Genomic DNA, 11,326 nt, shown 5'->3' with positions numbered 1-11,326 from the left:
TTGAATTCTGCCCGTAAAATGCAGTCCGCGGTTACGGGCAAAATGCAGCGCCGACACGAAATTCAGCGTTTCATCAATATTTTTCAAGCAGACATTTCAAATACCACGCCGCATCGCAAAAATCGCTTAAACGGATATTTTCGTTTGGCGCATGCATCTTCTGCCCCGGATAACCGATGCCAAAACCGGCAATCGGAACTTTCAGATTTCTTCCGAACGCATAAGCCGGACCGGCAATCGGGCTGTTCAAAACGTAGGAAATGCCGTCTGCTCCAAAAATTTCTTCTGCCTGCTTCAAAACCATTTTGATAAAAGGCGAGTGAACGTCAGAGCGATAGCCGGGCTGTCCCGTCAGATACGTCAGTCGGATGTCGGGGTAGCCGTTTTTTTCAAGCTGAGCTTGGATTTTTTCAAAAGATTCCTCAGGATCTTGACAAGGTGCCAGGCGACAATCAAGTTTTGCTTTGGCAAAGCCCGGAATGATGGTTTTGATTCCGTCTGCTTCATATCCGGCAGACAAGCCGTTGATCGAAAGCGACGGTTCACAGACAAGAGCTGAGGACACGTCGTCCGTTATCAGATCCTCAATGATGCCGTCATTTTCTTTGAGTTCTTTTTGATTGCACCGCATCTTTTTGACGAGTGCTCGTTCGGTTCGATCCAAAGAATCTTCGGTGAGGTTCAATCCTTCGACCAAAATCTTTTCCGAATCATCAAATAAAGACGCAAGCCCTTTTGTCAGACGGACTGCCGCATTTGGAGCATAACATGACTTTGAAGAATGCAGATCACCGTTTGAAGTTTTGACCTCGGCCTCAAAAGCAACGATTCCTTTCAAGCCGCCGACGATTTCAAAACGTTCGTTTGCATCTTTTTGCCCCCCTTCCCAAATGCAGGCGTCACACTTTAATTCATCAAGATGGGCTTGGATATATTTTTCAACGTTCGGACTTCCGACCTCTTCTTCGCCCTCAACGAAGAACTTGACGTTTACCGGCAATCCTCCGTGTTCGTTGAAATATTTGAGCAAGGCCAGGCGCATGACGAGTTCTCCCTTGTCGTCGCAAGCTCCGCGAACGATGAGTCTTTCGTCTTCAATCGTCGGTTCGAACGGATCAGAATTCCACTCTTCGACGGGTTCAGGCGGCTGAACGTCATAATGATTGTAAAACAGAATCGTTTCTTTGATTTTTCCGGAAAATTCAGCAATGACGACCGGATTGGCTCCTTCTTCCCTGAACTGTTCAACCTTTTTGGCACCGAGTTTTTCAAATGTTTTTTCTAAAAAAGCGCTTGTTTCAGCAACTTTTTCATTTCTGACGGCGATGCATGCCAAGCGAAAATAGTCGAAAAAAGACTCTGCATTTTTTAAGATGATTTCGTCAAATTCTTGTCTTTCCATCCGTATCACCCTTTCAAAAAAATATCTTATCATAAAGTTGCAAAAAAATCGCTGCCATGTCGCATGAAGAAAACATGCAACGCGACGATGAGGTCTTGTTTTATTTAGTCAAAAGCACTTGGTATCTGATGAGGACATTAGCATAAAATTGTAAAAAAATTAAACTAAAGTGTTGACAAGATTTAAAAATGAGTTTAAACTTCAGTCAACAAATCAAATAACAAGAAACGTTGAAGAGAAGAGTAAGTGGCCTTCAATCCGACAGAGAGCCTTCAAGCGGTGAGAGAAGGCGGATTGGACAGACTGAAGATGAGCTCTGAGTTTAACCGAGGGTGCAAGCTCGAGGTTCGTGAGGATACGATACAATCCCAGGCATGATAGTGCCGGAAAAGGCTGCAGCTTGCAGTGAAGATGGGTGGTACCGCGCGGAATGCGTCCCTGTGAAAGATGTTCTTTCACGGGGGCGTTTTTTATTTGCTGCTTGTCCGATTCAACGTCTCTGAAAAAATACAGGGGGGTCTCTTTTATGAGCAATCAAGATTACAAATTTGAAACGCTGCAACTTCACGCAGGTCAGGTCATCGATGAAACGGGTGCCTGCACGACGCCGATTTATCAGGCAACTTCCTACGTCTTCAAGGACGCAAATGATGCAGCTGCCAAATTCGCTCTGCAGCGTCCGGGCAACATTTATTCGCGTTTGACCAATCCGACGACGGCAGTTCTCGATGAACGCATCGCAAAGCTGGAACATGGCACGGCCGGCATCACGCTTGCCACAGGACTCGCCGCAGTTACGGCGGCAATTACGAACATTGCGGAAGCAGGCGATGAAATCATTTCTTCATCAACGGTTTACGGCGGCACGTTCAACCTTTTCAACACGACGCTTGATGCGCTTGGCATCAAGACGCACTTCGTCGACCCTGACGATCTTTCCAATTTTGAAAAGGAAATCAACGACAAGACGAAGGCCATCTACGTTGAAACGATCGGCAATCCTGACATCAACCTCGTCGATATCGATGCCCTGGCAGAAATCGCTCACTCAAACGGTCTTTTACTGATTGTCGACAACACGTTTGCTTCTCCATATCTTTATCGTCCGCTCGAACACGGCGCAGACGTCGTCGTTGAATCGGCAACGAAATTCATCGGCGGTCACGGAACGACCCTGGGCGGCGTAGTTGTCGAAAAAGGCGACTTCGATTACGCAAAGAGCGGCCGCTACCCTGGATTCACGACACCGAACCCGCAATACAACGGTCTTGTCTATGCGGATCTCAAAGGCGCTGCATTTGTCACGAAGATTCGCTCCGGTGCTCTGCGCGACATGGGCGCTGCCATCTCTCCGTTTAACTCCTTCCTCCTGCTTCAAGGCCTTGAAACGCTGTCCCTTCGCGTTGAACGCCACGTTTCAAATGCCGAAAAAATCATTGATTACCTCTCCAAGCATCCAAAAGTCGCATGGATCAAATACCCCGGGCTTGAATCAAGCAAGTATCACGACTTGGCAGTGCGCGATTTTCCAAAAGGCGTCGGTTCCATCTTCACGTTGGGGCTTACGGGCGGCGAAGAAGCCGGCAAGAAACTGATTGAAAATCTCGAACTGTTTACGCTGCTCGCAAACGTCGGAGATGCAAAATCTTTGATCATTCACCCCGCTTCAACGACTCATGCGCAGCTTTCAGAAGAAGAATTGAAAGAATCAGGCATCACGCCTGATCTGATTCGCGTTTCCGTTGGCATCGAAAACGTTGACGATCTGATTGCGGATCTTGACCAGGCATTGGCCAGAATCTAACTTGGAACCGGGAAGTGACACGAATGGCAGAAATCAACAAAGACGGAACAAGACGAGAACTGAAGAATCTGAACGTTCAGATGATTGCCCTTGGAGGGAGCATCGGCACGGGACTGTTCCTTGGGTCCGGCAGTACGATTCACAGAACCGGTCCATCAATTCTGTTCGTATATCTGATCGTCGGAATCCTTTTCTTCTTCATGCTCCGGGCAATCGGCACGCGAATCTCACAGCCAAAAGATGAAGTTTTTGACGAAAGTTTCAAATCGAGGCATTCCCGTCAACAGCGTTTTGTTTTCTGCTTCATTCATGCTGTTTGCGCCAATGCTTAGCTGTTTTAAAGCTTTGAGCGATGCGTTTTCCTTCGTTGCTTCGGTTTCGTGCGATATTTATATTCTCGTTTGCATCCTGACCATGATTGCGCATTATCGCTACCGCAGATCGGATGCGTTTTTAGAGGAAGGCTTCAAGCTTCCTGCTTATAAATGCACGAATCCGGCCACCAACATATTCTTTATCTTTATTTTCCTGTTGCTTTTCTTGAACCGCTCTTCCTTTGGACCAGCACTCGGTGCAGTTTTGTGGTTCGTTTGTTTCAGGCTGATTCAAAAAATTCGCAATCAGCCCCAAGATGAAATCGCAATCAGCGAATAGTTAGTTTATAATAGAAGAAAAAAATCACTGGAGGAATTATTTTGGGAACACATCAAGAAAACGTCAGACTGGCACTGGAACTTGCCCAAAAAGCCATGAAATGCGCTGAAGAACAAAATGCAGGACTTGATCGCAAAATTCCGGAAGTCACGCGCATTGACGACCTGCAATATGGTCCTGATTCCAAGTGGAATCTTTTGGATATCTATCTGCCAGAAGAACACGCAAAAAAAGTCCCTGTCATCTTTTATTTTCATGGCGGAAGCTGGATTTCCGGAATCAAGGAAAATGCGCAGTTTTACGGAATGAGTCTTGCCAAGCACGGGTTTGCATTCGTCAACATCAGTTACCGTCTCCCGCCTGACGTTGTTTTCCCAGGAAGCCTCGATGACGTCGACCAGGCAATTCACTGGACATGCAACCACGCCAAGAAGTACGATCTGGATCTCAAAAACGCATTTCTCATCGGAGACAGTGCCGGAGGACAGATGGTCAGTCAGTACCTGACGATTCTGACAAATGACGTTTTCAGAGAAAAATTCGGATACAGCAAGCCGCAAATGACGGTCAAGGCCGCCGCGTTGAACTGCGCCCCTGCATTTTTAGACACGCCGGGGATGCTTTACGATTCAAGCAAAGCCTACTTTACGGAGGATATCTTGAAAAATCATCTCGACATGCTTCAGACAGAAAGCTACATCACACCAGCATGGCCACCGATTTTTCTCATGACTTCCAATGAAGACTTCATCCGCGACTGCAGTCTCGCATTCGCCGGATATCTGAAGGCCAGAAAGGTTCTCTATGAATTCCATGATTACGGTACGAAAGAAGCTCCTCAAAAACATTGCTTCCATTGCGACGTACGCAATCCCGTCGGTGAACGGTGCAATCTTGACGAACTCTCCTTCTTCAGAAAATATCTTGACTAGCTCAAAAAGAGGATGAGAGAAACCATATGCCTCAAATTGAACCTCGGATGATTAGCAATCAATTGCAATCATCCGTTTTTTTGTATACATGTCAATCTGCTGATGTAATGGAAATAATCAAAAAGAGTCCGTCAAAAAATGGACGCTGCCCGTATGATCATCAGTTCATACGGGCTTCATTTTTTCAGTGCGTGGCTCTGAAGGAGCGTGCACTGGATCTGGGTGACAAGGTAGACTATTTTCGACAAAATCCAGAATTCCGGTCTACTTTCCCCATTATATCCTGAGTTTGAGTTCCTGACAGATGTTTGTCCAAAACAAAAACACGTATGACCACAACTATGAATCATACGTGTTTCAAATTTAAGACAGAGTTTTTTCCCGGTCCCTCGTTATTTTAGTTCAAGCTCTTTAAAAAGTCCGTTTCGTGACGGAATGCAACCGTCTTCATGTTGAGCAGATCCGTTGCCGTAATGTTGTGAGAAACGGCATTGCCGCCGTATGTCCCGGTGCCAAGCGTCAACGATGGCGTCAAGTTGTTGTAAAGACCGCCAACGCCGCCAAGTGCTGACGGCGTGTTGACCAGGATGCGGCAAGCCGTCATTTCGATGGCAAATTTAACGATCAGGTTATGATCTTCGGAATGGATAGCAGCAGTATGACCGCGTCCGCCGTAATCAAGCAATTGCTGACAAATGAAGAATGCTTCCTTGGCATCTTTTGCCTTGTACATGCTCAAAACAGGTGACAGCTTTTCAGCTGAAAGCGGGTATTCTCTGCCGACGCCGTCAAGTTCTGCAACGATGATGCGCGTGTCAGCCGGAACTTCAAGGCTGCACAACGTTGCGATTTCCTTGGCGCTCTTGCCGGCCAACATACCGCGAACAGTGCCGCGCTTTTCATCGATAAATGCCTTGCTGAATTCAGGCACTTGTTCATCATTCAAGAAGTATGCCCCATGACCCTTGAGCAATTTCTTGACCTCATCATAGATTGAAGCATCAACGACGATTGAGTTTTCGGAAGCACAAATCATGCCGTTGTCAAAGGTCTTTGACGTCACGATGTCATCGATTGCCTTTGTAACGTTTGCACTTTCGGCAACATAAGCCGGACCGTTGCCGGGGCCGACGCCCAAAGCAGGCTTGCCGGAAGAATATGCGGCACTGACCATGCTTGGACCGCCCGTTGCGAGAATCAAGCTGACGTTTGGATTATGCATCAAAGCCGTCGTTGCTTCAAGACTAGGTTCTTCAATCCATAAAACGCTGTCTTTTGGCGCACCTGCAGCCTCAGCAGCAGCTTCAACCAACTTGCCTGCCATTACGCAGCTCTTTTGAGCCTGCGGATGGAACCCAAAGACAATCGTATTGCGTGTCTTAAGAGCAATCATAGATTTGAAAATGACGGTTGAAGTCGGGTTCGTCACAGGAGTCACGCCGGCAATGACGCCCATTGGTTCAGCGATTGAAACAAGACCTTTGTCTTCGTCTTCGCTGACGACGCCGACTGTCTTTACATCCTTTAAGCTTTCCCAAATGCATTCGCTGGCAAAAATATTCTTCGTAACCTTGTCAGCCACGACGCCACGACGCGTTTCTTGAACGGCAGCCTGCGCAAGTTCTTGAGCGTGTTCTTTACCGGCTTTTGCGATTGCCTCACAAATTTTGTCAACTTGTTCCTGAGTAAACGTTGATAAAATTGCTTGAGCATGTTGTGAACGCTTGATTAATCCATTTACCATCTCTGCAACTTGTGTATTTTCTTCAGCCATAAACAAATCCATCTCTTTCTATCCACAAATTAATCTTTATAATTGAATACAACTCTAGTATAATATTTTTACTCTTCATAATAAATGCTTTTTATTAAAAAAATATTAAAGAAAGCGTTTTCTTCGATACTTTATCGTCATAAATTATCAAAATGTTTGATACCTCAAACATTTTAACTATACAAAAAAATTCCATGACAGCCCCAAAACTGCAAAGAATTTAGTGCAAATATTGAAATTTTCTGATTCGTGCCCTCTTTTTTTGAACGTATACTGCAAAAACGATTCCGAAAATAAAGATCGCCGTAAAATCAACTTTGAATATGTTCAAAATTATCTCACCTAAAAGTTCGTCATAATATCCGGATTGATCCCTTGCGCTGATGATTCCGATTACATCGCCCTTAAGGCTGTACAACGGCTGATACAGCTTAAAAATATGCCGGTCATCTGCCAAGCTCGTTTTCCTGACAAATTTTCCGTCAAGAATTTTTTGCTTATCTTTTGCGTCGAACCCATCAAACAGCGTTTCATTATATTTTTCCTTTCGTTGCACTATCCCCAATGACACGCCGTTAGCTTCGCTTTGCATCATGTCAGCCTTGTTCTTATCGATCGAAATGATCGTCTTACCGTCCTTGACGTTATAGTCGATGCTTTTAATCTTGACATTCCAGGCATAATTTTCAAGTCGATTCCATTCGTTTTCAACAATTGCAACTCGATTAAGAGCAATCAGCAAAAGCTGCAGCAACGTTACGACGATAATTGTCAACCCCATCAAATGAAAGCGTATTCTTTTAACATCTTCATGCATATTTATAACTCCATATCAATTAATTTGCTAAATAAAAGCACCTTTATTCAACACCTATCCTATATCGGTTTCGTGTTAATTGTTTTTAACCTTCTTGCAAAAAATAATTCACTTTTCATTCAAAAATATTCAAAACAAAACGGGAATATTATCTAAAATTAGTAATATATTTGCTAATAATTCTATGCATTAAATGCATATCACAAAACTATTTTGTCCGGCGCAGTTTCTTTAAATCAAAATAATTTTATCTATTTTTAAACATTTTTTCCTTTTAATCGAACATTTTCCCCATTTACCCTGAAATTCAGAATTTCCTTTGATGATTCATCAATAAATTTGACGTTCAATCTTCAAAAAGCAAAGAAAAAGAAGAGGTTTCGAGAAAAGATAATTTTCCCAACCTCTTCTATTTTTTTTCTTTTTTAAACAACAAAGTCATTATAAACAAATCGTCTCTTTCTTCTATTCGGCACTCTCCGCACATCTTGCCCATCATCTTTTTGATATTCGAAAGACCGATCTTCGTGCTTTCTTCGTTTTCGGTATGTTCCTTAACGACGTTTTCCAATACGATGCCGCAATCGTCTTCCACATACAAAGAACGAATTATGATTGGAAATTCAGGATCGGCATATTTGACGATGTTTGAAGTAACGTTGTCGATAATTCTTGAAATATAGGCATCATGAACTTTTATTTCCGTATCTTTAAATAAAAACACCGGTCTGATCTGATAACCTTGCTGCTCTAAATAACCGCACATCTCAGACAACGGATCGAAGAAAATCTGCTCCAGCGTACCGCGCTTTTCAAGCTGAATTTCCTGATCAACGTTGATCAAGGAATAATTAAATAATCTGTCAGACATGACTTTGAGCTGTTTGGTCTTTTGGTCTATTTTTTCGAGGTAGCCTTGAAACTGGTCTTCATCCCTGCATTTTCCAGAACGAAGAATCTCTGAATAAAGCATGATTGACGTCAAAGGCGTCCTGATATCATGCGACATCTCCGTGACCATCTTCGAATTGGCCTTCATGACTTCATTTTTGACTTCAAACTGTTTTTTCAGCGATTTTCGCATGTCATCCAGTCCTAACGCCAGTTCATAAAGCTCATCTTTGCCTTTGGCTTGAATCTCGTAGTCGAGGTTCCCTGCTTCCAAAATTTTGATGTCATTGCTAAGCTGACGAATATATTTCATCCGGCGCCTGATTCCGATCATGACGATGCTGAAAAAAACGATGAACGTCAAAATAATCGAAAAGATTTCGGCATAATAATACAATTCGTAAGAATAAACACCTTGAATATATACCGAGGCCTTGCCATCGGCAAATTTCAGCTTATACGGCTTGGCCTGGTCTTCAAGCGCAGAGGCACTGACGCCGCTGCAATTGTACACGATGCGGTTTTTCTTATAGATTGCAATCAACAGCACTCTTTTTTTCAGCACCCATTTGTCAAGTTTCTTTTTGTCGGTCGACTTCAAATCTTTTTTTTCAATATAATTCTGGAACTGCCGAGCATAGCGATTCGTTTCACGCTCCTCGTAATCAATGCTGTCATAATATTCGTCAACAAGATTGTTGGTTACTCTGTCAACAACGATTAAAAAAGCGAACGAAATGACAAATGAAAGAATCAACAGTTTAAGCAGTTCCATATAAATCGTCGTTTTTTTGTTTTTTCTGTTTTCCAGCTGCCTTCTAATCCACTGTCGCATCTTCAAAACGATACCCCTTTCCCCAAACCGTCTTGATATACTGCGGTTTTTGAGGATCAGGTTCGATTTTTGTCCTCAGCTTTCTGATGTGAACCATTACCGTATTTCCGCAGGTATAAAAATAAGGTTCGCGCCAAACGCTTTCATAGATGTTTTGTGTCGAAAAAATCTTGCCCGGATGCTGCATCATCAAACGTAAAATCTTGTACTCCAAATCAGAAACTTCAACTTTATTTCCGTCCGCAAAGATTTCATTAAATGCAGTGTTGAGTTTGATCGAACCGATCTCGATAATTTTTTCCACTTCGTTTTCGTTCGTGCTCTTTCCTTGATAAACTTGGTAACGTCTGAGCAAGGCCTTGACTCTTCCGAGCAATTCGGCATATGAAAAAGGCTTTGCAAGATAGTCGTCTCCTCCAACCATCAATCCAAGCAGCTTATCTGATTCTTGTGACTTTGCAGTTAAAAAAAGTACGGGCACGTTGGAAGTTTTGCGGATTTCTTCGCAGACTTTGAGACCATTCAATTTAGGCATCATGATATCCAAAATAACCAAATCAATCGTCTCATCGAGCAATTTTAGCCCGACAACGCCATTTTCGGCTTCGATGACTTCATACTCTTCGCTTTCAAGCAGAATCCTGACGCCTTCTCTGATGTCGCTGTCATCTTCAACAACCAAAATTTTTCCTTTGTGCATTTTTTCAAACCTCATATTTCTTTTACTGTATTTTATACACCATCATTCAATCTTGCAAGTTATAACGACTTTTATTTTGACAGTCAATCCTTAACAGATTCTGAAAGCATTTCTTAATCACAATAAAAAACGAACCGTTCTCCCTCAGAACCGTTCGTCTACCTAATTATTTGATTCCCTTTTCACGCGAAGCTGTTTTATAATGCTGAAAGCAATTACCCCCAAAGCACCAAGCGTTATGGCTCCCCAAACAATCATTTTAAAAACCGACTTGCCACTTGATATAGCTGCAGGCTTTGCAGCTGATTTCAAGACTTGTTTCTTGCCTGATTTAGATTTGCCCGCCCCTGTATGCGGCAAACTTTCGGTTTTTCCTCCCAAATTGTTCAGACAAGTATTGATTTGTTCCAATGCAACGTCAACATCTTGTTTTGATCCTTTGTTTTCAAGAACCTGCTTTCCATAGTCGATTGCATCTTGCAAAGCTTTCTTCTTTTCATCAGATGCTTTGCCATATGCATCCCTGTTATGATATTCCTGTTGCGCATCTTCAGAAACCGCATTTTCAAGCGCAGAATACACGACCGTGTTTGAAGAAGATGTCTCATCTGCTGAGGCGCTGCCATTTATCATTGCAAAAACAGCTGCAATCACAGCTAAAAGAATTCCCATTCTCTTAAAGCCGGCTTTAATCATCTCAAGCCCCCCAAAAACAACTAATTGACATTAACAACAATCACTATTAGATTATAGTATAGCCACATATAATTAACAATTGTATATAAAAACAAAAAAAACAACTTTATTTCAAACATTTTTTTCATATTGAACAAGAAAGGATGATCTTATCTTGATAAAGCCTATCAACAAGGATGTTGGAATTCTCCGCAAAAAATCGACAACAGCTTCAAAAAAAGACCTTCAGACGGCATCAGATCTGATTGATACGCTCAAGGCCCACCAAAATGCCTGCGTCGGAATGGCCGCCAATATGATCGGTATCAACAAGCGCATCATTGCCTGTTTCTTCGGACCTTTTCCCGTTTTAATGATCAATCCCGAAATAACCAAGAAATTCGGGCCTTATACTGCTGAAGAAGGTTGCTTGAGCCTTGAAGGAAAACGCGTTGCTAAACGTTTCAAACATATCGAAGTAACTTATCTGGATGAGAATTTCGCCAAACAGCGACAAAAACTCGACGACTTCAATGCTCAAATCGTTCAGCATGAGATCGATCATTGTAATGGAATTTTGATTTGATTACCCATTGATTCAAGGCCTTTGAAAAATTCCCAGGTCCCTCTTGAATTAATTTAAATGCCTAACAAATACTGTCGACTTTTGGCAGGTTTGTCCGGCATTTTCTTAGTTTTGATGCATGAAACTCTTTTTGAAAAATGCAGTGCTTCGCATCGCTCAATCAATGCGCCAAAACGGAAGTACGGGCAAAACAACGATTTCTGGAATCTGCCCGTAAAATCCAGTCACCCGTTACGGGCAAAATGGCGATTTCTGG

Annotated in this window: 11 protein-coding genes; 5 read left to right on the top strand and 6 right to left on the bottom strand. The window is 43.0% G+C overall.

Features of this window, described 5'->3' with window-relative positions; genetic code table 11:
• Positions 1–73 precede the first annotated feature (73 nt).
• Positions 74–1,402, bottom strand: coding sequence for a M20/M25/M40 family metallo-hydrolase (locus tag BMZ95_RS09350; protein WP_046922432.1), 1,329 nt, complete (start codon positions 1,400–1,402; stop codon positions 74–76).
• Positions 1,403–1,928: 526 nt separating this feature from the next.
• On the opposite strand from BMZ95_RS09350, the gene BMZ95_RS09345 reads away from it, so the two are divergent.
• The 4 genes from BMZ95_RS09345 to BMZ95_RS09335 are packed head-to-tail and all read left to right on the top strand — an operon-like array spanning position 1,929 to position 4,792.
• Positions 1,929–3,206 (top strand): O-acetylhomoserine aminocarboxypropyltransferase/cysteine synthase family protein, encoded by a 1,278-nt coding sequence (locus BMZ95_RS09345; RefSeq protein ID WP_014074054.1) that lies wholly within the window; start codon positions 1,929–1,931, stop codon positions 3,204–3,206.
• 23 nt (positions 3,207–3,229) lie between these two features.
• The gene (locus BMZ95_RS11715) at positions 3,230–3,538 is read left to right on the top strand and encodes an amino acid permease (protein ID WP_052750364.1); all 309 of its coding nucleotides are present in this window, start codon (positions 3,230–3,232) and stop codon (positions 3,536–3,538) included.
• On the top strand, positions 3,456–3,860 hold the full coding sequence (locus BMZ95_RS11530; protein WP_225354931.1) for a hypothetical protein: 405 nt from the start codon (positions 3,456–3,458) through the stop codon (positions 3,858–3,860). The genes BMZ95_RS11715 and BMZ95_RS11530 overlap by 83 nt, the downstream gene beginning before the upstream one ends.
• A gap of 41 nt (positions 3,861–3,901) precedes the next feature.
• Positions 3,902–4,792: an alpha/beta hydrolase gene (locus BMZ95_RS09335; protein ID WP_046922431.1), complete on the top strand. Its 891-nt coding sequence runs from the start codon at positions 3,902–3,904 to the stop codon at positions 4,790–4,792.
• A gap of 397 nt (positions 4,793–5,189) precedes the next feature.
• On the opposite strand, the gene BMZ95_RS09325 is transcribed toward BMZ95_RS09335, so the two are convergent.
• From BMZ95_RS09325 to BMZ95_RS09305, 5 genes are all read right to left on the bottom strand, one after another.
• Positions 5,190–6,566: an aldehyde dehydrogenase family protein gene (locus BMZ95_RS09325; protein WP_052750363.1), complete on the bottom strand. Its 1,377-nt coding sequence runs from the start codon at positions 6,564–6,566 to the stop codon at positions 5,190–5,192.
• Positions 6,567–6,786: 220 nt separating this feature from the next.
• On the bottom strand, positions 6,787–7,383 hold the full coding sequence (locus tag BMZ95_RS09320) for a hypothetical protein (protein ID WP_225354932.1): 597 nt from the start codon (positions 7,381–7,383) through the stop codon (positions 6,787–6,789).
• A 409-nt stretch (positions 7,384–7,792) separates the two neighbouring features.
• On the bottom strand, positions 7,793–9,109 hold the full coding sequence (locus tag BMZ95_RS09315) for a HAMP domain-containing sensor histidine kinase (RefSeq protein WP_046922434.1): 1,317 nt from the start codon (positions 9,107–9,109) through the stop codon (positions 7,793–7,795).
• Positions 9,093–9,809 carry a response regulator transcription factor gene (locus BMZ95_RS09310; protein WP_014074060.1) on the bottom strand — a complete coding sequence of 239 codons (717 nt, stop codon included), beginning with the start codon at positions 9,807–9,809 and terminating at the stop codon, positions 9,093–9,095. The genes BMZ95_RS09315 and BMZ95_RS09310 overlap by 17 nt, the downstream gene beginning before the upstream one ends.
• A 162-nt stretch (positions 9,810–9,971) precedes the next feature.
• Positions 9,972–10,505, bottom strand: coding sequence for a hypothetical protein (locus BMZ95_RS09305; protein ID WP_046922429.1), 534 nt, complete (start codon positions 10,503–10,505; stop codon positions 9,972–9,974).
• 154 nt (positions 10,506–10,659) lie between these two features.
• On the opposite strand from BMZ95_RS09305, the gene BMZ95_RS09300 reads away from it, so the two are divergent.
• A complete protein-coding gene (locus BMZ95_RS09300) occupies positions 10,660–11,070 on the top strand; it encodes a peptide deformylase (protein ID WP_039122511.1) in 411 nt (136 codons plus the stop codon).
• Positions 11,071–11,326 lie beyond the last annotated feature (256 nt).

It is taken from the genome of Ligilactobacillus ruminis DSM 20403 = NBRC 102161 (genome assembly GCF_900113455.1).
Lineage (GTDB): Bacteria > Bacillota > Bacilli > Lactobacillales > Lactobacillaceae > Ligilactobacillus > Ligilactobacillus ruminis.
Note: the sequence above shows the minus strand (reverse complement) of the source record. Positions and strands in the feature narration are given on the sequence as shown.

What these genes read in the sequence shown, in the direction of transcription:
- BMZ95_RS09350 (WP_046922432.1), bottom strand. Translation starts at nt 1,402, where the DNA reads ATGGAAAGACAAGAATTTGACGAAATCATCTTAAAAAATGCAGAGTCT.
- BMZ95_RS09345 (WP_014074054.1), top strand. Translation starts at nt 1,929, where the DNA reads ATGAGCAATCAAGATTACAAATTTGAAACGCTGCAACTTCACGCAGGT.
- BMZ95_RS11715 (WP_052750364.1), top strand. Translation starts at nt 3,230, where the DNA reads ATGGCAGAAATCAACAAAGACGGAACAAGACGAGAACTGAAGAATCTG.
- BMZ95_RS09325 (WP_052750363.1), bottom strand. Translation starts at nt 6,566, where the DNA reads ATGGCTGAAGAAAATACACAAGTTGCAGAGATGGTAAATGGATTAATC.
- BMZ95_RS09320 (WP_225354932.1), bottom strand. Translation starts at nt 7,383, where the DNA reads ATGCATGAAGATGTTAAAAGAATACGCTTTCATTTGATGGGGTTGACA.
- BMZ95_RS09315 (WP_046922434.1), bottom strand. Translation starts at nt 9,109, where the DNA reads ATGCGACAGTGGATTAGAAGGCAGCTGGAAAACAGAAAAAACAAAAAA.
- BMZ95_RS09310 (WP_014074060.1), bottom strand. Translation starts at nt 9,809, where the DNA reads ATGCACAAAGGAAAAATTTTGGTTGTTGAAGATGACAGCGACATCAGA.
- BMZ95_RS09305 (WP_046922429.1), bottom strand. Translation starts at nt 10,505, where the DNA reads ATGATTAAAGCCGGCTTTAAGAGAATGGGAATTCTTTTAGCTGTGATT.